This is a genomic window from Saccharospirillum sp., assembly GCF_039982735.1.
Classification (GTDB): domain Bacteria; phylum Pseudomonadota; class Gammaproteobacteria; order Pseudomonadales; family Natronospirillaceae; genus Saccharospirillum.
Window position 1 is genome coordinate 180,704 of the sequence record NZ_JBDWXV010000020.1, and the last position, 23,359, is coordinate 204,062.

The following is a 23,359-nucleotide window of genomic DNA, read 5'->3' on the forward strand; positions in this document are numbered from 1 at the left end:
GGGATGTTGTGGCCTAGGCCCCATGGATGGGTTCACGCCGACCCCACAGGGGCTTACCCGGTGGCCGCCGCGGACCATTGGCACAAATCCAAATTCAACAGTGGTTAGACCTTAAACCGCGACACCACCTGGTTCAGGCCTTCGGCCAACCGCGCCAGCTCTTTGCTGGAGGTTAGGGTTTCATCTGCACCGGTCGCGTTCTGCACAGCGATGTCGCGGATGGAGACCAGATTCCGGTCGACCTCACGCGCCACCTGAGCCTGCTCTTCAGCGGCACTGGCTGAGGCCGTGTTGCGCTCGTTGATCTTCTCGATCAGCGCGGCAATGGCTTGCAGGGCATCGCCCGCATCGCGCCCGGCTTCCAGCGTATTGGTAGCGCTGGTGTTGCTGTCGCGCATGGCGGTCACCGCCTGGTCGGTACCGGTTTCAACCGCATCGATGATGGTTTCAATTTCCTTGGTGGAATCGGCTGTGCGACTCGCCAGCGCCCGCACTTCATCGGCCACCACCGCAAAACCACGACCGGCTTCGCCGGCCCGGGCCGCTTCAATGGCCGCGTTCAGCGCCAGCAAATTGGTTTGTTCGGCAATACCGCGAATCACGTCCAGCACCGAACCGACGTCTGACACCTTCGACGCCAGGGCTTCCATGTTACTGGCGGTATCGCCAATGGCTTTGGCCAACCGCTCAATAGCCGCGACGGTGCCGCTGACTTTTTCCAGGCCAAGCCGCGTCTGGCTCTCAGCCTCGTGAGATTCCTCGGCGGTGCCGGTTGCGTTGCTGGCCACTTCTTCAATAGCCGCCGTCAGTTCGTTCACCGCTGTGGCTGCCTGTTCAATTTCTTCATTCTGGCGACGCAGGTTCTTCGTGCTGTCGTCGGTAACGGCACTGAGCTCCTCGGAAGAGGAGGCCAGCTGTTCTGAACTGGAACTGATTTGGGCCAATGTTTCGCGCAGCGCGCCTTGCATGCGCGACATCGCCGTGACCAGCTGGCTGACTTCATCTTTCCCGCTGTTGCTGACCGCTGTAGTCAGGTCGTTGTCGGCAATGGCATCGGCCAGATCGACCGCTGAACGAAGCGGGCCTGTGATGCTGCGCGTCAGCACCAGTGCTGAAAGCCCGAGCAGTACCACCAGAATGACTACGGCTGAACCAATGGTGATCAGCGCTTGGTTGTAAACCCGGTCGGCTTCAACGGAGGCGGCTTCAACCCGGCCTTCTTCGACTGTAATCAGCCCCCGAATAATGCCGCTGAGCGCAGACCCGGCGGGTGCCATTTCGTCGTTACGCAGGTCGGCCACCATGGCGAACTGGCGGTCATCGATGTGTTCGTAAAGCTGAGCCGCCATTGCCAGGTACTCGGCCTCGGCGGCTTCGTATTCCTCAAAGGCGGCCCTGTCGGCTGGGTTATCGATCAGTTCCAGGTAACGCTGTTTGGCGACGGCCATTGCTTCAAGCGCCGATGTTGCCGCGTCTCTAAACTCCTGCTGACGTGATCCCATCAAGTTGGTGACAACGTTGCCCAGGTTCACTCTAAGCCGCAATAACTCACTGTTCATATCACCCAGCAATATTTGCTTGGGCACCAGCACTTCATCGATTTCTTCGATTTGCTGGTTCAGGCTATTTAATTGCAACAGACTGAAGGCACCCAGAATAACGAACAACACAGCAGCCAACACAAAAGTCAGCGTAAGTCGAAGGCCAATAGACAGGCGTCGAATCATGGTCGGGCTCCAGTTGCGCAGCGAAGCGGAGGGAATCGGGAGTGAGGCCCCGAATCATTATTGATAGTATTGGACGTTAGCGGCCACCGTTCCAGTTTCTTTATGGTTCAGTGGTGCAGGGAGAACAAACGGCTACGCCGTCCCCTCTCTCTAACTCACTCCCCGGCGGGGCGAGAGGACTGGAAAGTGAGGTGTCGTTAGCGATAGACACAGGTCGTTTTCAACCAGCGAACAGCTCCCTCTCCCGTCCCACGGGAGAGGGCCGGGGAGAGGGTTCTCTTCTCTTTGTTACAAATCAGGCAGCGTCGATATCGCGAGCGGGGGCGGCGTCGGTTTCAGTCTGTTCCGGGGTATCAGGTGTTGAGCTGGTTTCAACCTCGCCTTTGGCCGCTTTCTCGGCGGTTATCCGCAAGGCTTCCAGCTCTTCACGCAGCTTGGCTTCTTCCAGTTTCAGGTCTTCTGCTTTGGACTGGTCTTTCTCGACCGTTTTCAGAATGTTGATGGCTTCGGTGATGTCACCGGCTTCAATGCGGGCAATGGCATCGGCCTTGCGTTCTTCCAGAGACTCCACCTCAAGCAGCTTTTCCAGCACTTTATCGAGTTTGTTGTTCAGCTTCTGGATGTCTTTGCCGGTGTTTTCCAAGGTTTTTCCTATCAGTTGATAATCCAAGGTACTGCTCCCATGAGTCGCCGCCCGCCGGGCCGCGATCGGCACCGGTCGTTGCAGGCGGGTTTGTCAAATCAATGACTGGATATTAATACAGTAGTTGGCCAGTAGCAATGCGTGTATCCCCGTTGCGCTCAGACACCGTAAAGTGTCGCAACTGGACAATTGAAAGACCGGCCAGGGGGTAAAGTTGGTTGGGAGCCTCTGAATAGTTTCCCTCCGGAGAGTTATTCAGAGGCTCCAGACGTTCCCAATCCCTCACAACAAAAAGGAACACGCCATGACCAGTAACGCAGGCAACCGCGGGGTGATTTATCAGGGCCCCGGTAAAGTTTCCATCGAATCCATCGCCTTTCCCGAACTTGCCCTGGGCAGTCGCCGTTGCGACCATGGCGTGATTCTGAAGGTGCTGACCACCAACATTTGCGGCTCCGACCAGCACATGGTGCGCGGCCGCACCACCGCTCAGCCAGGCCTGGTGCTCGGCCATGAAATCACCGGTGAGATCATCGAATGTGGCCGGGATGTCGAGTTCCTGAAAGCGGGCGACATCGTCTCGGTGCCATTCAACATTGCCTGCGGCCGTTGCCGCAATTGCAAGGAAGGCCGCACCGGCATCTGCCTGAACGTGAACCCGGCTCGTCCCGGCGCCGCTTACGGCTATGTTGATATGGGTGGCTGGGTCGGTGGCCAGGCGGAATACGTCATGGTGCCTTACGCCGACTTCAACCTGCTCAAGTTCCCGGACCGCGACCAGGCCAAAGAGAAAATCCAGGACCTGACCCTGCTGTCAGACATATTCCCCACCGGTTTCCACGGTTGTGTGACGGCGGGCGTCGGCCCGGGTTCTACGGTTTACATCGCCGGTGCTGGCCCTGTGGGGCTGGCAGCCGCAGCGAGTGCTCGCTTGCTGGGCGCCGCCTGTGTGATCGTCGGCGACATGATCGATGAACGCCTCGACCAGGCGCGCAGCTTTGGCTGCGAAGTCATCGACCTGAAACAGGATGCCGAGCTGCCCGACATGCTTGAGCAAATTCTGGGTGAACCGGAAGTCGACTGCTTTGTCGATTGCGTGGGTTTTGAAGCGCATGCCTGTGGTCACAACCACGCTCATGAGCAGCCAGCGACAGTGCTGAACTCCGCGATGAGTGTCACCCGCGCCGGTGGCCAGATTGGGATTCCCGGCCTGTACGTGACCGATGACCCGGGTGCTGCCGAAGAGGCGGCTCAGAAAGGGGCGCTGAGCATGCGTTTCGGATTGGGCTGGGCGAAATCCCACTCCTTCCACACCGGGCAATGCCCGGTGATGAAATACCACCGCTCCCTGATGCAAGCGATTCTGTTCGACCGGGTGCACATTGCCAAAGCGGTCAATGTGCAGATGATCAACCTGGATCAGGCCCCCAAAGGCTATGCCGATTTCGACGGCGGCGCCGCGAAGAAATTCGTGATCGACCCGCACGGGTCATTCGCGGCCTGAGAATCAGGGTTACCCGTGAATGTGGGCGCAGCGTTGCAACAGACACGCTACAAGCGCCCCTGAACCGGGTGTACACTGGCTTTCAGTGCCCGTGTGCACCCAGTTTCATGTCCCTGATTCAAATAAAACCACAGGTGACCCTAAATGCTCCAAGCAACACCCTCAGATACGCTTTCCCGGGTAAAGGCCATTGTGGCCGACCTGAAACACAAGCCCGGCGCTTTGCTACCCATTCTGCACAAGGTGCGCGATACCCTGGGCCACATTCCCGAGCACACCGTTCCGGTGATTGCCGAGGGCTTACAGATTACCCGCGCAGAAGTGCACGGGGTGATCAGCTTCTACCACGATTTCAACACCCAGCCGATAGGCAACCACCGCCTGCAAATCTGCCGGGCCGAAGCGTGCCAGGCACGCGGCAGCCGCGAGCTGGAACACTACGCCCGGGAACGCCTGGGCATCGATTACCACCAGACCACCCGCGACGGCGAGTTCACGCTGGAACCGGTGTACTGCCTGGGCAATTGCGCGACGGGCCCCTCAGTGCGTATTGGTAACCACATTCACGGCCGCGTCAGCGCCGAACGGTTCGATGCCATTATTGACGACGCCATCACCGTACCGCTAGACCCGGAACCGCTGACGGAGGGCGACGCATGACTCGCATTTACGTGCCGCGCGATACCACCGCCGTCTCTCTCGGTGCCGACGAAGTGGCCCGGGCTCTATCAACAGCGGCCGATGCACAGGGTGCCGAGATAACGCTGGTGCGCAATGGCTCGCGTGGCCTGTTCTGGCTGGAAACCCTGGTCGAAGTCGAGACCGACGCCGGGCGAGTCGCCTACGGCCCGGTAATGCCGGAAGACGTGCCGTCACTGATCGAAGCCGGTCTACTCGAAGGCGGCGCAGGCCATGCCTTGTACCTTGGCCTCACTGAAGACATCCCCTATTTGAAAAACCAGCAGCGGCTCACCTTCGCCCGCGCTGGCATTACCGACCCGGTTTCAATAGACGATTACCGCGCCCACGGCGGCTTCGAAGGCCTGGTTGCGGCCTTGGCATCTACATCCCAGCAGATTGTGAATGAAGTCAAAACCTCCGGCCTGCGTGGCCGGGGCGGGGCCGCCTTCCCGGCGGGCATCAAATGGCAAACCGTGCTAGATGCGAACCCATATACGGAACACAGCCGCTATTCCGGCCAGAAATTCATCGTCTGCAACGCCGACGAAGGCGATTCCGGCACCTTCGCCGACCGCCTGGTGATGGAAGCCGACCCCTACATGCTGATTGAAGGCATGGCCATCGCCGGCCTCGCCGTCGGTGCCGAGACCGGCTACATCTACCTGCGCTCCGAATACCCGCTGGCGCACCTTGTGATGAACGACGCCATTGCGCGCGCCAAAGCGGCGGGCTACCTGGGCGATAACATCCTGGCATCCGGCAAGGCGTTTCATCTGGAAGTGCGCCTCGGCGCCGGTGCCTACATTTGCGGCGAAGAAACTTCCCTGCTCGACAGCCTGGAAGGCAAACGCGGCCAGGTGCGGGTGAAGCCGCCGCTGCCGGCCTTGAAAGGCGCCTTTGGTCAGCCGACCGTCGTGAACAACGTACTCACACTCGCGGCCATCCCCTTTATTCTGGCCGAAGGCGGCCAGGCCTACGCCAATTACGGCCAGGGCCGTTCACTGGGTACCTTGCCGTTCCAACTGGCCGGCAACATCGAACGGGGTGGGGTGGTTGAACTGGCCTTTGGCATCACCCTGCGCGAATTGCTGGAAGATTACGGCGGTGGCACCGCGTCGGGCCGGCCTATGCATGCCGTTCAGGTCGGCGGGCCGCTCGGCGCTTACATGCCCGAAAGCCAGTGGGACACCCCGCTCGATTACGAAGCCTTTGCCGAAATAGGCGCCGTGGTGGGCCACGGTGGCATCGTCGTGTTCGACGATACCGTCGACATGCTCGAACAGGCCCGCTTCGCCATGGAGTTCTGCGCGGTTGAATCCTGCGGTAAATGCACGCCCTGCCGCATTGGCTCTACCCGCGGCGTTGAAGTGATAGACCGCATTCGCAACAACGAAAACCGCGATGCCAACCTGGTACTGCTGCACGACCTGTGCGACACCCTGGAATTCGGTTCCCTGTGCGCCATGGGCGGCATGACCCCCAACCCGGTGCGCAGTGCACTACACTACTACCCGGACGACTTTGCCCGAACCACCGCGTCACCGACGACGGAGGAGCACTAACATGCTGCACATCTTCGACCCCAACGCCCGCACCGACCGCGACCTGGGTACACCCCCGCCCCCGGTCACGGAAAAAACCGTGCGCCTGAGCATCGACGGCAACGCCATTGCGGTGCCCGAGGGCACCTCGGTATTGCGCGCAGCCGCCCTGGCCGGCATTCAGATTCCCAAGCTCTGCGCCTCCGATAACCTCGACGCCTTCGGTTCCTGCCGCCTGTGCGCGGTCGAGATTGAAGGGCGGCGCGGCCTGCCGGCTTCCTGCACCACGCCGGTAGCCGAAGGCATGAGCGTAAACACCCAGACCGACCGCGTCGCCAAACTGCGCCGCAACGTCATGGAACTGTACATCTCCGACCACCCACTCGATTGCCTGACCTGCCCGGCCAATGGCGACTGCGAACTGCAGGACATGGCTGGCGCCGTCGGCCTGCGCGACGTGCGTTACGGCTATGAAGGCGAGAACCACCTGGTCGCCGAAAAAGACACCAGCAACCCCTATTTCACCTTCGACCCGAGCAAATGCATCGTCTGTTCGCGCTGCGTGCGCGCCTGTGAAGAAGTGCAGGGCACTTTCGCGCTGACCATCGACGGCCGGGGCTTCGACTCTACAGTCTCCGCCGGGCAAGACGACGACTTTATGGATTCCGAATGCGTCTCCTGCGGTGCCTGCGTGCAAGCCTGCCCAACCGCCACGCTGATGGAAAACTCCGTGATCGAACAGGGCCAGCCGGAACACTCGGTAGTGACCACCTGCGCCTATTGCGGCGTTGGCTGTTCGTTCAAAGCCGAAATGAAAGGCAACGAACTCATTCGCATGGTGCCGTTCAAGGATGGCCACGCCAACCACGGCCATTCCTGCGTGAAAGGCCGCTTCGCCTTCGGCTACGCCACCCACCCGGACCGCCTGACCACGCCGATGATTCGCAACCACATCGACGAGCCCTGGCAGGAAGCCAGTTGGGACGAAGCCCTGCAATTCGCCGCCGACCGCATTAAAGCCATTCAGGCCAAATACGGGCAAGACAGCGTGGGCGGCATTACCTCCTCCCGCTGCACCAACGAAGAAGCCTACCTGGTGCAAAAGCTGGTGCGCACCGCCTTTGGCAACAACAACACCGACACCTGCGCCCGGGTGTGCCATTCGCCCACCGGCTATGGCCTGAAACAGACCCTGGGCGAAAGCGCCGGCACCCAGACCTTTGATTCGGTAATGCAATCCGACGTGATTGTGGTGATAGGCGCCAACCCGACCGACGCCCACCCGGTGTTTGCCTCCCAACTGCGCCGCCGCCTGCGCCAGGGCGCTCAACTCATTGTGGCCGACCCGCGCCACATCGATTTAATGACCACCCCGCATGGCGGCGACGCCCTGCATTTACCACTGCGCCCCGGCACCAACGTCGCGCTGATTAACGCCCTGGCACACGTAGTGGTGAGCGAAGGGCTCGAAGACCGGCTGTTCATCGCCGAACGCTGCGACCCGGGCGAATATGCTGCCTGGCATGCGTTCATCAGCGACGAACGCCACGCCCCGGAAGCGACCGAAAGCACCACCGGCGTACCGGCCGAAAGCGTGCGCGCCGCCGCCCGCCAGTATGCCAACGCCCGCAACGGCGCCATTTATTACGGCCTGGGTGTGACCGAACACAGCCAGGGTTCCACCATGGTGATGGGCATTGCCAACCTGGCACTCGCCACCGGCAACATTGGCCGCGAAGGCGTGGGCGTGAACCCGCTGCGCGGCCAGAACAACGTGCAGGGCAGTTGCGACATGGGCAGCTTCCCGCACGAACTGCCGGGCTACCAGCACGTATCCCAAGATGCCCCGCGCAAAGCCTTCGAAGACGCCTGGGGCGTGACCATCGATAACGAACCGGGCCTGCGCATTCCGAACATGTTCGATGCCGCAATTGATGGCAGCTTCAAAGGCCTGTACGTACAGGGCGAAGACATCGCCCAGTCCGACCCGAACACCCAGCACGTAGAACGGGCGCTCGGCTCACTGGAATGCCTGATCGTACAAGACCTCTTCCTGAACGAGACCGCCAAGTTCGCGCACGTATTGCTGCCGGGCTCTTCCTTCCTGGAAAAAGACGGCACCTTCACCAACGCCGAACGCCGCATCAACCGCGTGCGCAAAGTGATGCCCGCGCTGGCCGGCAAAGAAGACTGGCAAATCACCCAAGACCTCGCCAATGCCTTGGGTTACGACATGCACTACGACCACCCGGAACAGATCATGGCCGAGATTGCCAGCCTGACCCCAAGCTTCAAGGGCGTGACCTACCAGAAGCTCGACGAGCTGGGCAGCATTCAGTGGCCCTGCAACGACGAGTACCCGAACGGCATGCCGATTATGCACGAGCAGACCTTCCCAATTGGCAAAGGTCGCTTCGTGGTGACCGATTACGTTGCCACCACCGAACGCGCCAACCGCAAGTTCCCGCTGCTGCTCACCACCGGCCGCATCCTCAGCCAATACAACGTAGGCGCCCAAACCCGACGCACCGACAACCAAAGCTGGCACAACCAGGACTGGCTGGAACTGCACCCGCACGACGCCGAAGAACGCGGCATCAACGAGGGCGACTGGGTCGGCCTGACCAGCCGCGCCGGCGACACCGTGCTGCAAGCCAAAATCAGCACCCGCATGCAACCGGGCGTGGTGTACACCACCTTCCACCACCCGGTGAGCGGCGCCAACGTGATTACTACCGACAACTCGGACTGGGCCACCAATTGCCCTGAGTACAAGGTGACTGCTGTGCAGTGTGAGAAAGTTGCGCAGCCGAGTGCCTGGCAGGAACGGCACCGGGTGCAGCATAAGAAGCAGTGGGGGTTGTTGAAAACACCTGAAGCTACTGAACCGGTGATGAAGTGAGACCCATGCGATGAGTAGCCAGATCGATACTTTGGTTAAGATGATTAATCAGATTGCTGATAATGCGCCCCGGCAGGAAACCCCAGAAGCCACTGCCGAGGCGGTGGCGGGGCATGTGCGGAAGTTTTGGGCTAAGCCGATGAAGGTGGAGGTGAAGGAGTATGTGAGGGCCGGTGGGGTTGGGTTGAATGAGGTGGCTGTTGAAGCTGTTAGGCGGTTGTAGGCCAACAGACCACCAAAACTAAATGCTCCCTCTCCCGCCATGCGGGAGAGGGCTGGGGAGAGGGGCCCTTGACCTTGCTTCTTCAGACAAACCACAGACCAAAACCCCTTCGAACCCCATCCCAGCCAGAATCCGCTCCCAACCGGTACCGTCTTTCGCCCGGGCTTGCAGGGGCATCCTGCCACCCAAGCCCTACCGCAGGCATCCATGCCTGCTGCGAAAGACGGTACCGGATGGGGGCTTTGGTTTTTGGTTGGTTTTGTTGGGGCTAGAGAAAAGCAAAAAGAGATTTTAAGTGAAACCATATCTTGCGGTTGAAGTACAAGTTAGCTTGTTAGGAGGTTGTTGACCTGCTTTTTTCTAACCGGTGTATATCAATTAACTCAGACCTGCATTGTATATCTATATGCAGCCCAATCCATATGCTGGATGTTCCTACGATTAAAGAAACCATTGGTCTATTGTAGTAGTTTTTCAACCAAGATTTTGTGTCTATAGATGATGGTGTTGGACTTGGTTCTGGGTGTGTATGCCAATCACCCATCCAGCAATTAGTTCCACCACTCTTCTTCCAGTGATCATTGACTTCCATCCCGTGACACTTACTTCGACGTAAGAATTTGTGCCTAGCACTTATGTCTCCGTCTTTAGGGGTGGTAACTGCAACTAGATGTATACTGCTACCCCTATAGTTACCAATAAGTACTCCACCTGATTCAGGCGACGTAAGACGCATTTGCTTATAACTATATATGGTTTCTAATACTCTAGGCTCAATAAGTACATGGTGTTCGGGCGTAAACGATACTATTAACTCTTCGAACAAACTGGGCATGCCTTTGCTGGTTTAGGATTTTGGTCTTTTGTCTCTAGGACGCAATCATCTAGGTTGAGTTGTCGAAATCGAACAAACCCTGGCTTATGCCTGTCCAGAACAGATCGAACTATCAGTCCAGCAGCAGTCATACCTGGTTGAGAAGTAAATGCTTGGTAGCTTTTCCCACATTGGCGATGAAAGGAACTAAGCTCACTAAGGTCTGCTTTTTTAGAGAATAAGGGGAATCGCTCACTTCCTATCTTACTATTATATAGTGCTACACACGAGTAGCATGAGTACTTTCTATCATCAACTAAGACTCGTACTGCTTTTCCAAAAGCAGTGACCCACCCATGTACTAACATCGATTTTAGGTCTGATCCACGGTACCACTTTGACAAAAGCAAGGAAAATCTAGAATCTCCAGTTGCATCAATAATGATATCCCATCGCTTATTGAGGTCACCTGACGAGAATCTACTATGTTTTGTATCGATTCTAGCACCAGAAAAAACTTTTGAAAGTTGATGCGCAATTGCTTTACTCTTATTCTCTCCCAAGTAAAAGTTGTCAGAAAGGATGTGTCTACCTAAGTTTTCACTATGGAGTTCATCTGGGTCATAAATAGAGAGTCGGCCGCTACCCGAGCCAGCCCCTACTTGAACGAGACTTTGAGCGAGGTACCCACCTATAGTACCTGCACCAATAAGGGCTATTCGGAGATCCTGTATCGATTCGTTAGGCGTATTTCGACTAGTAATGAAGCTCTCTGTGTGTTTCACTCCAATCAACCTAGTAAAGGCTGCCACATTTTTTGGATCGATTAAGGTCGGCAATATATCTTTGGGAGACAAAAGGTTTGACTTCTTCTTTCTTTTCCTGGAGGAAGCCTTCTTGTGTCGTTGTATTTTTTTGATTACATTTTGAAAATCTAAATATCCTTCCCTATTTAATAATATGTACGCACCAACCACGTCATTAGAGTAGTTGAGCTGAATAAATATCAGTGACTGTGTGCCACCATCTGAAATCTTATTAATCAATACCCCAAACGCCTGGCTATCAATTGCCTTCAACCAATCAAAAAATTTCTTCGTAGAATCTATGGGCCAATCAATTGAAAACGGTACAAATAGCTTCTGACTTAGTTCAATGGTGTATACTGGCGATTCGCGACCGACCTGTGACTTAATGTCAAATGACTTTTCAGTCCAATCTTTAATCGATGCTTCGGTGCTTCCAAAGACCGGCTCTTCAATAATATTACCATTTAACATCTGTCGTCTGAAAAATATGCCGACACTAGGGGTGGAGCTAATGATATTTGTTTGTATGCAATCTGACATGCTCCAGTAGTTCACGAACTCTTCAGGAATGTCATCTTGAGAATTTCTACTCACCCAATCACTAATTACAGTCTCGACTCGCTCTATACAAGTAGCGAGTAAGCCACCTATATCAAGGGGGTTCAGGTTTGTTGTCTGCTCATCTAGGAAACATATGTAACCACCGGGCATTAAGTGTGGTATCAACTGGTCCTTGAATAGTTCTGGCATGTCTAAAACTTTTGCTAATGGCAGATTGCCACTACCTATGTCGATGCGTGAGAATTGAACTTTGAATGGACCCTCGGCAGTTGAAATGACTTTATTGAATCGGAAACCTCCGCCTACGACAACCTGCAGGCGGTACCTGTATTGTCTAAATACTTGCTTAACGATTTCAGTCTCTTCTGTATTCTGCACTAACCTGCATCCATATTTGGTGTATCTTCTTGCGGTACAACTTTTGCAGGTGTTTCCCTGATTTTCTGGCTAAGAACTTGTTCAATGTCGTCAGGAGTATACGGGAGTCTAGATCCAAAAACTGTTCTCGCTTCACTGTTGCACTCCCCCTTAGTATGAGAAAACTCAAGGGCCTTCTTCACTGTTCGCGCGAATTCGGTGGCTTTCTCAATCGTTCCATTTATTTCTTCTCCTTTCATACCATTGCGAGGGAAAAGGTTTGACTCCCCTTCTATGGGGCTAGGCACACCCTCTGCAAGTTGCTGTTTTAGCTCTTTAGAACATATCAAGATTGCTTCGCTGAGGCTATCAAATCCATCATGATCATTAAACGTGTTAACAACACTGGCCATAAGTGTGATTGACGATGGGCCACCTGCTGTCCAAGTGTAGTCTCTCCATGCCTTAAAGAACCGGCATGTTCTAACCAGCCTTTTGGGGTATTTAGACTTCTCAGCCTCAAACCAATCATTTATTTGCATTGGATCAGATTTAACCCAATGCTCTTCGTCTCTTCGTGCAAGATATACTTCATCTGACTCCAGATAGGCTTCCCTTTTGTTCAAACCTTTCAATGCTGCTTGGTCATATGTCTCTAGGAACCGCATATACTGGTCTTTTGGAATCGCATATAAAGGAATGTCGATATGCATGCTGTTACTAATTTCAATACGTGCACATGTCGGCTTCGAGCCTATAAATTTGTACCCTTTTCTATTTGCATAAATTGCCAAGGCTGCATCAACTATTTCAAAGAATAGCTGCTTGCTGACAATTGGTTGGTGCCTCATCACTTCAATGGGAAGATATACACCATCGTCAAGATCTAACTGTTGTTTATCATGACAAGGAAGGTTCATTGTTTGGTATACAAACGAGCCCTGTGTTTTGAATTTTGGTTTAAGCTTCTTAAGCTCTGCTTTTCCACTGGCATCCAATGTACGAATGCGCTCCGCTACGTCAGTCGGTATCAGACTGTCGTCTACGCTCCACCCGCGGTTGTCTTGATCAAGGACTGATGCTACTTCTCTGAAAGCCTGTCTAATTACTTCTCGTATCTCTTTCCTGCGTTCTTTTAAAGACTGCTCTACTTCTTTTCCAGGCGTGATGTTATCTAAGAGTGATTTATTACCTGATTCTAATAATTTATCTATATTGTATTTCATACTATTATACCTCTAATCCACTGTAATGTAGTTTCGAAGGTGTATGCGTAAAAAAACCTTTCAACTGTTTACTATTTATTTCACTTTTAACTTTCTCGTACGCTTTTCCTCTTAACATAGCGGCTGCTTCGTCGCTAGAGTTATCCAGTGTTAGGGAAGTGCTTTGATTCTTTGTATTTGGATCATCTAATGTTAATAGTCTATCTTTCAACATGTGTTTGGCAATGTGGTTATGCATGGTGGAGTTAGCACTCATAGTAAGTTCTATTAGAGTACTCCCAAAACCCCATGCTTTGAGATAACCCCACCTTTTTTTATTTCGATCAGAATTCAAGGTTATCTTCTCGCTTAATGTGCCAATATTAAGCAGGTAAACAGATTCTTGTGGCACGTTAAGAAAGTGTATCGCCTCGTGTATGCCAACCAAAGTTGGGGCATTAGCTACCAAGCCTCCATCAATCATTAACGAATCTACTACATTAACTGGATCGAAGAATGTAGGAGCCGCAGAGGTGGCTAGTGCAACATCTACTAGCCTTACATTTTTATCAAAAGTAAAACTTATATGGTGAGGTGTCTTGAAAAACTTTGGTTCGCCTGTGTTGCCATTTATTGAAGGTATAACAACTGGTCGCTCAAGATCTTGTATAACCTTATTTCCAAATTGCCCATTCAAAACCTCCTTTAACGCTGACTGGTCATGAAGAGACTTAAAAGCACGATGACATGTGTGAAAAATTTTGCCTATAACAGGCCACCTCCATTTTCTGGGATTATCAAATATTTTTGTTCGATTTTTATCAATTACTTCCAGAAGTTGCCGCGCGTTCATGCCGGACGCCAGTCCTAGCGCAAGTATGCCGCCAACTGAAGTGCCAGTTATTAGGTCAAAATGTTTGGCTATGTTGTATGTCGGGTCACTATTATTTTCTGCGAGCTGCTCTTCGAGAAGGGCTAATACTTTAATACTATACAACCCCCGAATACCACCTCCGGACAATGAAAGAATTTGAAACCTACTCACTGAGTTCTCCCATTTTGACCGACGCGTAGTGTTTTTGTTTCTTGATCTCTATTTGACATGCCATGTACCTTTTAGTGATACGCTATTGAAGCTTGCTTTTAGAAGTTTTTTCTATTCACAAAACACAAGGGTTTATGGACGCTCATCCGTTACCAGTGACCATAAAGCTACTTATCGTGCAGGGCCTGCAAATCACTAAATGTCCATATATGGTGTTGTTTTGGTGGTGGGCTGTCAATATATAGATGTTTGCAAAAATGCGATGCAAGTATTTACTCTCCTCACGGGGCCCATGTAGAGGGCTTTGGATGCCTTAAATTTTTTAAGTAGATCCGCGAGCAAACACGGCTATGTAGACATCCACCGTTACAGTTTGTAATTACGATGGATGTCTGTTTATTTTGCGTAGTTAGTTTGGAATCGACTGGCTCCGCCGAGCCGAAAAAGCAGGTAACCCTAAGACAGAGCTAGCCTAGACACCCACTCTAAGTGGCTATCACAGATATCATTTCTATAGTCTTTAGCTATCTCTAGTAATGGGTGTCCAGTTTCTCTAAGTGAAAAGTCATTTGGCGATGTATGGTGATGACGGTCTGCGCACGGAAAAGCGGAGAACTAATATTGTGGTGGGTGTCTAGATAAGCCTTGTAGTTTTGTCGGACACTATTGAAATGTTACCTGAGTTACTCTAATGATGTTCAATTCCAACATTGCTATCGCGATAGGTCCAGCAATGGCATATCCAAACTAACCCCAACGCGAACGGCCTCAGTCTTAAACGTATAACTGCTTGTTAGCGCCAAGGGCAAATCATTCCACCCAACCGACAGGCCCACAGAGGGTGATATCAATTCCTCCCACTGAAAGCTCGATGTCGAATCCTCCTCCAGGGCAGCCACGGTCGGACCGGCGAAGTCGATAATACCGATCATGATGCCTACGGGATAGCCGTTTAGGTTGTAGCTGCCTTCAAGTCCAATGGGAAGGGTGGCAATGGTGTCGTCCAGTTGTGAATCGTAGGCAATGCCGAAGTAAGCCTGGGCTGTTAGGTTGAAGGTAAATTGTCGTTTGGTACCGAAGCTCACCTCGTCCGCCAGGTAGGTATTGAGTGCAGTTTCCACGCTGTTGGCATTGTCGGCGTCGGCGAGTTTGGCGCTTAGGAAGATGAAATCCTTGAAGCGATTATAGGCTTTTTCAGTTCGCAGATCAGGCTTGGCATCTTCAAGCTTGCTGAAGATATAGAGCAGTTTCACTTCATAGTTGTCGGAATCAGCGACCTCCGCCAGTTCCTGCAGTTGATTTTCTGTGATCCCCGTGGCCTGCATGAAGGTGTAGGCGGTCAATGCTAGGGCGATATTCCGAGTGTTGACTTCAACGCCCTCAAAATAGATCGGGATGTCAGTTAATGCAGCGGTACTATTCTTGAAAGCTGTAAGGGTGTCGTCAAATTTTACGATCACATTCGTGATGGCCAGAGAGCCGTCATTAGCAACGGAGCAGACGTCTCCTCTGGATTCCATGACAAGTGTCTGCAGGTCGTACAGATTATTGATGTAGGTATTGATGGAATCAGAGAAACGATTGATGAGGATTCGTTCTTCGGGGGTGGCGGAAAAAGGGATAAAATCCAAATCGATCAGTTCACCTGTTTGAGGGGATTTGGCCTGAAACTTCTGAAGGAAGTCTTCGATGTAGGCGTCCCGAGTTGTCGCTGCAAAGGTTTCTATCTTGTCTTCATCCAGCACTTGGAGCATTGCAATGCCAAAGTAGCGCTCCAGATCGCGTTCGAATTGGGTCTGCCAAGTCTCGGGGTTGAAGTTGATGGCATTCATCAGGCCGACGGTTTCGATGCTGGAATAGACATTCGGGTAGTAACATTGAAGGTAGCTGTTATCCAATAAGTGCTTCTCGACGATGTAGTTGAAATTCTTCGTGGACAGTGATGCAAGGTAGTTGGCGACGCCTTCGACCCGAGGGTCGGATTCCGCACGGACAAAACTGCTGGATATAGCGGCGATTACTAACAGCAGGGGCGCTAGGCGAAGCTTTTGCACAAAGAGTCTCCATCTTATTATCCGTCCATTCGAGTACCGACTCGCTCAGGTACAAAGTGAGAGTTCGACATCAAGTGGCAATTGAGTTTCAGTGATCACTCAAGCGATATCATTCCATTTTAGGCAGTATAATCAATGAATCACAATCTTTGGGTGTCGTTTGTGTCTGCTTTTTATCCATCCGCTGACAGCCCGTCAGTGGATGTTCTCGATTTTATACCATGCCTCTGAATGTAGCATATTAGTGGCCATCGTCCACAAATTCCGACGCTATACGGGTACTTATTCTGAAGAAGGGTATGAAGACACCCACCGTTACAGTTTGTAATTGCGAGGGGTGTCCAGCTATTTTCGTTATGCGAAACCGCAGTCACCTAACAGACTACGTAGACACCCATCGTTACAGTATGTAATTGTGATGGGTGTCCAGCCAGATTTGAGCCAGATTTGTTCCCAGGAATTTACCTGAGCTAATAGGGACACCCAGTGCGCCGGGCAAAGCCGGTAGAAGATTGGAGGTGAAAGCCCTCTATCTGGTAAGGGCTAGCAACCCGCCAGGACCTCGAGTCATGGGCCACTGCTCGTAAGGGTCGGGGTTAAGCGTTGACAGAGGAACGTGCAGGCACAGTATTGAGCTCCGAGATCACATCCCGAGAATGCCGACCTTGTTGGGTGATGGGGAAGGCAACACGGCTGCAGAACGCTATTGCGAGTAATGCGGCCGATTCTCCGGAGTCGTTAGACCTGTTGCATGTACGGATGTCTTTTACACGAAACCCGGGAGGTCCTGCGTTGCGTGGTTGCCTGCCAACCACAAGGTCGGGAAAGCCCAAAAAGCGTCGCCCGAACCGGTGCAATGCAGGAAGTCGGATAGCGCCATAGTAGTGAGGAAGCCAGCGAACAACGAAGGCCACTGCATGCAGTGGTTAACAGCGGAGCCGGTGGAGCGAAGGGCGCTAACAAAGAGGAACCTGGAACCAAAGCGAGTGTGACCATGACACAGAGCGTGGGAAAAACGCTGACAGGACTGGTTCGAGTACGCCAATCGGCAAAACGGAACCCTAAACAGCGATTCAACAATCTGCTGAAACACCTGACACCGGAGCTGCTGCGGCAGGCGTATTACGCGCTGAATGCCAAGGCGGCTAAAGGCGTCGACGATGTGAGCTGGGAAGACTATGGGCAAGAACTTGAGGCCCATATCACCGACCTGTGCACACGCGTCCACACCAACCGGTTCAAACCCCAGCCCGTAAAACGCATCTGGATACCCAAGGCAGATGGACAGCAACGCCCGATCGGCATTACCACGATCGAGGACAAGGTCGTTCAACAAGCCGTTGTGTGGGTATTGGAGGCGATTTATGAGGTCGACTTTCTGGGCTTTAGCTACGGCTTCAGACCGGGGCGAAGTCAACACCACGCCCTGGATGCCGTCTATGTAGCCATCGCCTCTCGGAAAGTAAACTGGTTGCTGGATGCAGACATCAAACGCTTCTTCGACACTCTCCAGCATGACTGGATGATGACGTTCCTGGAGCATCGAATCGCCGATCCACGGCTGCTACGGATAGTGGAGCGTACGCTAAAATGCGGCGTAGTGGACGAGGGGAGGAAGACCAAAACAGAGGCAGGTACGCCGCAAGGCGCGGTCTTGTCACCGCTGCTGGCGAATATCTACCAGCACTATGCACTGGATCTATGGGTAAGGCAGTGGCGCTATCGTCACTCGCGAGGCGCGATGTACGCAGTACGCTACGCGGATGACAGCCTCTACTGCTTTCAGTGTCTGGATGACGGTAAACGGTTCCAACGGGCACTTGAGCAACGGCTGGATAAGTTCGGCCTGTCGCTCAACCCGGAGAAAACCCGGCTGGTGGAGTTCGGGCGTTTTGCCAAGAGCAATCGTCGCGAGCGCGGCATGGGGAAGCCGGACACCTTCGACTTCCTGGGCTTCACGCACTTCTGTTCAGTGCGTTGGAGCACCGGCGAATTTGCCTTAAGGCGAATCACTGTGGCCAAGCGACAACGAGCGAAGATCGCTGCGATCAAAAAGCAGTTGAAGCTAAATCTGCACCGTCCTGTAGTAGAGGTCGGGCAGTGGCTCAGGAAGGTGGTTACCGGTTATCTGAACTATTACGCCGTACCCGGAAACCATGTAGCCATGAAAGCCTTCCGCACAGAAGTGTGCAAGGCCTGGTACAAGGCACTGCGCCGACGCAGTCAAAAAGCTGGCTGCTTACAGTGGTACAAGTTCCAGAAGTTAGTTAGGCTGTTTATGCCCCCAGTGCGCGTGGTCCATCCATATCCGGTTTACCGATTTGGTGGTTGACTCGACGTAGGAGCCGTATGTGTTAGTAGCGCACGTACAGATCTGTGCGGGGGGTGCCGGGTGACCGGCATTCCTACCGCGACCATAGTGGACTAATAGGACAGCCATCATAGTAGACAGCAGGGTGTCCCTTGAACGCGGCATAGTGCCTTGCGCTGACGGTATGGATGAGCTAATACTGTATAAAAGACTGGTTGCATGTTGATGAGTTAAGCCTTTAGGAAGGTGTCTCAGTTACGTCACTGAGGCGTTAGCAAATTTCCACTTTAATTGTGCCGACTAGCGCCGGACTGATGATGACATTCAGCTGAGTTAATGCGGGATTCTTCAATTTAATGCCATCATTCCTGCGATTGGTTAGGGACCCTCAGTCTTCCATAGTGCTCTTTATACGCCTCCCATTCAGCATTGATGATAGCCTGTTGCGGATTCACCACTGATAACTTATAGACTCGGTCCAGATACACCAAAAAATAGGCAAAGACGACGATAAGGAGGATGACACCTATGGACTGTCCCGAAAACCTAAACTTAAAACCCTTCGGGCCTTCTAAAGACTGCAAACAGGACACCCAAGCTAGTGGACTTTAAATGAAATTTGAACTTTGAAGTGAAAAGTCTTCTAGCAAAAAAAGGGTGGGGGCAGCCCGTACAAGGAAAATCGGAGTTTTTGGCCAAAAACCGTGGATTTCAGGCATAGGAAAGCCTCAGGAAACCCTGATAATTGATTCTGGGCGGGTGAATTAGGCTAGCTGTGTAGCAGCCTCTAGCCCCGGTGTTCGCTGGTATCCAAACCGCTGACACTTGGCTTTGATAGATATTACTGTTCCCACTAAACCCTTGAATTGACTCTCGAAATTCTGAGTGTTGTAAATCCAGTAGTCGGTATCGATGTTGAGTCGATCGAGAATAGGTGGAATATTCTGATCGATGCTTCCTCGCTTGTCTGTACGAATCTGCCTTCCGGTCCAGTCAACCAGTTCCAGGTAATCCTGTAACCGAAAGGGCAGGCCTGTAGGCATGTCCTGGCGGGGGTATCCTACGAATGGAAACAAGGATCTTGGTTGCTTTGGTTCATGGCTTTCAGGTTCGCTTCGAGCCGTATTGATGCGCTCTTTGACGGACGTAAAGTCAGAGGTCTCAGGAGTATCGGCCATCTGGGCGCGAATAGGGTTTAAATCGACATAGGCCAGGCAGGTTGCGAGGGCCGTTTCATCGAGCAAGGCCTGGGATTTGAATCTGCCTTCCCAGAAACGCCCCGTACAGCTGTCTTCAGCGTTGGCCTGGCGTGCGATGTCTTCGTTCAAGGCCCGCATGAACCAACTGATCGACATAAGGCGCTCACGCCATTCTGTTACGAGCTCTGAGAGGACTTTAAATTGCTCTTCATACAGGTCTTTACCGGCCAAATACTCATGGCTTAGAAAATTGCCAGCAGACAGGGTGTGCCAGCGTTGAATGACCTCGGTATCCGACCAGGTGTTGGCTTTCTCAGCGTTAATGTGAAGAACGACATGGTAATGGTTGGACATGATGGCATAGGCGCAGATATCGAGCGCATACACCTCGGCCAAGGCCAGCATGCGCTGTTCAATCCAGCCTCGGCGGTGTTCGTAGTCGTTACCGGAGTGTTCATCACGGCCGCACAGAAAGGCGCGGCGCACGCAACGGGAGGTGCAATGATAGTAGGGTGTCCCCTCCAGGGCGATCTGGCTTTTCCTTGCACGTGGCATTGTGTCTTACCCTGACGGCCCAGTATATCAATGCTGTATAAAGTACTGTATTGATTTCTGAGGGTCAAGTCTTTGTGTGGGTGTCTTCGTTAAGAAAGTAGGTGTTCACTAAGAAGGTAAGGATAAGCCACCCGTCCAGAACATTGAGAAGGATGTTCTGGTTGCTTGTCTATTATCACTCAAGATCAGGGCACATCGCTTGGTTATAATAATCGTTCACTGTCTGGTGACCCGCAACCATGATCGAGTCGAAAACCCATTTCCCATTCTCTTTAATATAATACAGTGAAAGTGACTTTGGTCGCTTCTGATCATCCAAACCATTAATCGTCAGACACCCTTCAGAAGTGCCCATTTTTTCAAAGTGACTGTGCTCTGTCTGTATTTTTTTTGCCAGGTTCTCAAAATAGGGACTTCGCAACTCTTGTGGCATGTTTTCCTGAGCCTGACGAGTCCGTGCTACATACTCGTCTGAAATCATCGCTTCAGTAGCCAAAGTATAGTCTTCAACTACCAGCGATCTGAACTCTTGGAACGTCTCATATAGACTATCTCGGTGTGTTTCGGCTTCAGAAGAAGTCGTGCAAGCGGAAAGGAAGAACACATAAATCAGAAGCCATAATCTCATTGTCATTCCTTTATCGAATGTATTGTTGAAGTTCATGTTCAATTTGTGCGTTTCTTCCTGATAAGAACCTGGCAGCTTTACATACTAAGCCGCTGCAGCTCTGGATTAGTTCAAATACATCGATGCTACCGCTAACAGAAACCCTTGTACCGATAGCAAAGTCGAATGAACCTGTGTAGTCGAATGCACCATCACTTCCGCCGCTAAAACTGACGGTTGCTCGTCTCAGCTTTAGGCCCAGCCCTTCCAAAGCCGGACTGCCAGTGAATACAAGACTATCACCCACAGTTCCTACGAGCCTAACTTGACCGGTTTGATCTACAATAATTGAATAATTGCTTCCTGAATAGACGATCGCAGCAGTCACATCTCCATCGGTGTCGTAGGCAAGCTGAATTATCTTTGCAATTGTAATCTTTACCTGTAGCTCAGTAGCAGCCATGAGTACATTTCCTTTTGATGTGGCTGAAAGGACCAATTCGGCCCTTTCAGTTTATCGTCCTTCATTCCATGAGTCGAAGTGACTGATATTACCATCAAGATAAGTATGTGTGATTTTCTCATACCGCAATGATATATTTTCGATGTGCGGTATTCTTTCCAGGGCTACATCTTTGGTATTGGCCATTCCTGGTGAGTATGAGTTGATCTTCACACCTTCAAGTTCATGCTGATAATACTCAACTTCCTGCCCTGAGTCGTCAATCTTATACCAGCGGATAACGGCATTCTTTAGTTTCTGGCCGTTACAGCATGCTTTAAACAGGTATGGAGATGATTCATCGAATGCCTTTACCAGCCGAATCGCACCATGCTTTCGTGTGCCCGTGAGTTCGCCAGTATCATTGTCGGTAGGAATATAAATGGAATGGTCAAACTCTATCAGTTCGATAGAACCCTCTCGTCCCGTGACGTTTACAGAGCCTCTGATGTCATTTCCTTGTTCGTCTTGCAACCATAAATATGCTGGTATCGCCATATCCCTATTCCCTTTCAATGGTTTGAATTCGTACGAAAAGAGAGACTATTGAGGTTGATTGCCAGTTGCAATGATGACCATTATGACGTTGGATTATTTATGAGTGACTTCACATATAGTGTTTCAACGAAAAATCGCATGTGTCCGTTTCTTTTTTGGGCATAACTATGCTACATGTTCTGAAATAACGTTGAGTTGCCATGAATATTGTGAGTATATGCAAACTTGATCACATATTCCTTCACTTCTCTAAGGGTTCGCAGTGGTCACCGCGTAAGGTGTGCGTAATGTTATAGTAGAAAGGAAGCATTAACCCGATTTGGATTGAAAGTATGAAAGAAGTATCCGTAGTCGCTTCAATAACTCTGTTATTGGGAGGTTGCGCAGCTAATACCTCACACGAGGAGCAGCCATGTACTCTTTATCAGGAATTTCGAGACTTCCAGCATTTGGTTGAGACAGATCTGCCAACTGCCAAGAAGACCAAAGTGGCCGCTGACTATGTGAAGGTTATTGAAGAAGCCGATGCAAGAATGCCCGAAGAGTTCCGTAGCCCCTTCTTTGAGAATCTAGCCTACCAGTTTAAAACGGTGGACAGCCATTTCGAAGCTATAGACGGAAGCCAAGGGTGCCTAACCATCAATGGTCTTAACCAAGAAGGCGATCCTGAATCGCTGTCGCTGTATTACGTTCAAGAAAAGGGCGTCTGGGTGTTTGACTACATTATGACAAGTGCTCACGAGAGTGTTCAGGAGTACTATGGAGAGGCTACCTGTCCAGAGGCCGGTGAGTATAGAAGTTCAGGTGTTCACTAAATAAAATAAGGGACAACGAATACTTGAGTGTGTCATCGAATCGGCGATTTTTTAACACAGACATGATCGTGCTACTCACTTGAATAGCTTGCTGAGACACCTACGGGATACAACTATCAGGAGCTGGATTTTGATAGTTTACGTTAATTAGCTTGGGGTCCCAGAAGTTCTATCGTAATGCTTACGTTGAGTATATTCGGTAATAACCCCTTATTATTGGTGAAGAAATGCGATACGTGATCGGAGTTTTGCTTCCCGTCTTAGCTCAAGCCCTATTCGTGATGATTGTGATAGCGATGAACACTGGAAATGGTTCCTGGGCTGGTTTAGCGGCATTGCTGCTTGCTATGTTTGCAATACCTGCAACGGGGCTGGCCAATCTTATTTACTTAAGGTCGCGCAGAGACCGTCCCATCCTCTCTGTTATTGCACCTTGTTTCTTAATGGCGTTCGTCATGCCTTTTTTAACAATTATTCTACTTATGATAGGTTCACGGGGTCTGAGCCAGGCCGGTTGGCAAACACGGCTAGGAACAAATAGTTAAAATAAACACACACCCTCAGTGGCTATCATCGGTCTGCTGAGATACTCATGCCTCTAAACTATCGAGATTACGACATTCATAGCTACCATTAATTGGTTTTGGTTGGGTGTCTTGGCAGCCCGTGATCTTCCCCCGATAAAATGGACACCTCGTCATTTCAAGCGACCATTCGCTCATATTCCACTGGTGAGCAATACCCGATTCCGGAGTGTAACCTCACCGCATTGTAGAACTTGTTTATATACCGTCCCAAAGCGCGAC

The 23,359-nt window shown here is 51.8% G+C and carries 18 protein-coding genes; 7 read left to right on the forward strand and 11 right to left on the reverse strand.

All coding sequences use genetic code 11. The features are described from left to right. Positions 1–104 precede the first annotated feature (104 nt). Complete coding sequence (locus ABJT94_RS17960) at positions 105–1,727, reverse strand: methyl-accepting chemotaxis protein (RefSeq protein WP_348477324.1); 1,623 nt, start codon at positions 1,725–1,727, stop codon at positions 105–107. Positions 1,728–2,022: 295 nt separating this feature from the next. Beyond that, on the reverse strand, positions 2,023–2,397 hold the full coding sequence (locus ABJT94_RS17965) for a hypothetical protein (protein ID WP_348477326.1): 375 nt from the start codon (positions 2,395–2,397) through the stop codon (positions 2,023–2,025). Between the two features lie 277 nt (positions 2,398–2,674). Between ABJT94_RS17965 and fdhA the strand changes: the two genes are divergently transcribed. The 5 genes from fdhA (at position 2,675) to ABJT94_RS17990 (ending at position 9,221) form a co-directional block, all read left to right on the forward strand. After that, positions 2,675–3,874 carry a formaldehyde dehydrogenase, glutathione-independent gene (gene fdhA / locus ABJT94_RS17970; protein ID WP_348477328.1) on the forward strand — a complete coding sequence of 400 codons (1,200 nt, stop codon included), beginning with the start codon at positions 2,675–2,677 and terminating at the stop codon, positions 3,872–3,874. Positions 3,875–4,018: 144 nt separating this feature from the next. Further along, positions 4,019–4,534 carry a formate dehydrogenase subunit gamma gene (locus ABJT94_RS17975; RefSeq protein WP_348477329.1) on the forward strand — a complete coding sequence of 172 codons (516 nt, stop codon included), beginning with the start codon at positions 4,019–4,021 and terminating at the stop codon, positions 4,532–4,534. Next, positions 4,531–6,117 carry an NADH-ubiquinone oxidoreductase-F iron-sulfur binding region domain-containing protein gene (locus ABJT94_RS17980; RefSeq protein ID WP_348477330.1) on the forward strand — a complete coding sequence of 529 codons (1,587 nt, stop codon included), beginning with the start codon at positions 4,531–4,533 and terminating at the stop codon, positions 6,115–6,117. The genes ABJT94_RS17975 and ABJT94_RS17980 overlap by 4 nt, the downstream gene beginning before the upstream one ends. A gap of 1 nt (position 6,118) precedes the next feature. After that, complete coding sequence (fdhF, locus tag ABJT94_RS17985; RefSeq protein ID WP_348477331.1) at positions 6,119–8,998, forward strand: formate dehydrogenase subunit alpha; 2,880 nt, start codon at positions 6,119–6,121, stop codon at positions 8,996–8,998. Between the two features lie 10 nt (positions 8,999–9,008). Beyond that, the gene (locus ABJT94_RS17990; protein WP_348477333.1) at positions 9,009–9,221 is read left to right on the forward strand and encodes a formate dehydrogenase subunit delta; all 213 of its coding nucleotides are present in this window, start codon (positions 9,009–9,011) and stop codon (positions 9,219–9,221) included. Between the two features lie 810 nt (positions 9,222–10,031). Here the strand turns inward: ABJT94_RS17990 and ABJT94_RS17995 are convergent. The 4 genes from ABJT94_RS17995 to ABJT94_RS18010 all read right to left on the reverse strand — a co-directional run bounded on the left by ABJT94_RS17995 (position 10,032) and on the right by ABJT94_RS18010 (position 16,066). Then, on the reverse strand, positions 10,032–11,783 hold the full coding sequence (locus ABJT94_RS17995) for a ThiF family adenylyltransferase (protein WP_348483173.1): 1,752 nt from the start codon (positions 11,781–11,783) through the stop codon (positions 10,032–10,034). Beyond that, positions 11,783–12,988, reverse strand: a complete 1,206-nt coding sequence (locus ABJT94_RS18000) for a CBASS cGAMP synthase (RefSeq protein WP_348483174.1) — start codon at positions 12,986–12,988, stop codon at positions 11,783–11,785. The genes ABJT94_RS17995 and ABJT94_RS18000 overlap by 1 nt, the downstream gene beginning before the upstream one ends. Positions 12,989–12,992: 4 nt before the next feature. Further along, the gene (locus tag ABJT94_RS18005) at positions 12,993–14,012 is read right to left on the reverse strand and encodes a CBASS cGAMP-activated phospholipase (protein WP_348477817.1); all 1,020 of its coding nucleotides are present in this window, start codon (positions 14,010–14,012) and stop codon (positions 12,993–12,995) included. 713 nt (positions 14,013–14,725) lie between these two features. Next, complete coding sequence (locus tag ABJT94_RS18010; RefSeq protein WP_348477818.1) at positions 14,726–16,066, reverse strand: hypothetical protein; 1,341 nt, start codon at positions 16,064–16,066, stop codon at positions 14,726–14,728. A gap of 994 nt (positions 16,067–17,060) precedes the next feature. Here ABJT94_RS18010 and ltrA point away from each other — a divergent pair. Beyond that, entirely contained in the window at positions 17,061–18,398 is a 1,338-nt protein-coding gene (ltrA, locus tag ABJT94_RS18015; RefSeq protein ID WP_348477819.1) for a group II intron reverse transcriptase/maturase, read from the forward strand. Positions 18,399–19,141: 743 nt separating this feature from the next. Here ltrA and ABJT94_RS18020 read toward each other — a convergent pair. The 4 genes from ABJT94_RS18020 to ABJT94_RS18035 form a co-directional block, all read right to left on the reverse strand. Next, on the reverse strand, positions 19,142–20,131 hold the full coding sequence (locus tag ABJT94_RS18020; protein WP_348477820.1) for a transposase: 990 nt from the start codon (positions 20,129–20,131) through the stop codon (positions 19,142–19,144). 175 nt (positions 20,132–20,306) lie between these two features. Next, positions 20,307–20,759 carry a hypothetical protein gene (locus tag ABJT94_RS18025; RefSeq protein WP_348477821.1) on the reverse strand — a complete coding sequence of 151 codons (453 nt, stop codon included), beginning with the start codon at positions 20,757–20,759 and terminating at the stop codon, positions 20,307–20,309. Positions 20,760–20,769: 10 nt separating this feature from the next. After that, complete coding sequence (locus tag ABJT94_RS18030) at positions 20,770–21,201, reverse strand: hypothetical protein (protein ID WP_348477822.1); 432 nt, start codon at positions 21,199–21,201, stop codon at positions 20,770–20,772. 51 nt (positions 21,202–21,252) lie between these two features. Next, the gene (locus tag ABJT94_RS18035; protein ID WP_348477823.1) at positions 21,253–21,738 is read right to left on the reverse strand and encodes an Hcp family type VI secretion system effector; all 486 of its coding nucleotides are present in this window, start codon (positions 21,736–21,738) and stop codon (positions 21,253–21,255) included. Between the two features lie 332 nt (positions 21,739–22,070). Between ABJT94_RS18035 and ABJT94_RS18040 the strand changes: the two genes are divergently transcribed. Then, entirely contained in the window at positions 22,071–22,553 is a 483-nt protein-coding gene (locus ABJT94_RS18040) for a hypothetical protein (RefSeq protein ID WP_348483175.1), read from the forward strand. 702 nt (positions 22,554–23,255) lie between these two features. Here the strand turns inward: ABJT94_RS18040 and ABJT94_RS18045 are convergent. Next, the coding region (locus tag ABJT94_RS18045; protein ID WP_348483176.1) for an IS3 family transposase at positions 23,256–23,359 on the reverse strand (104 nt) is incomplete at its 5' end.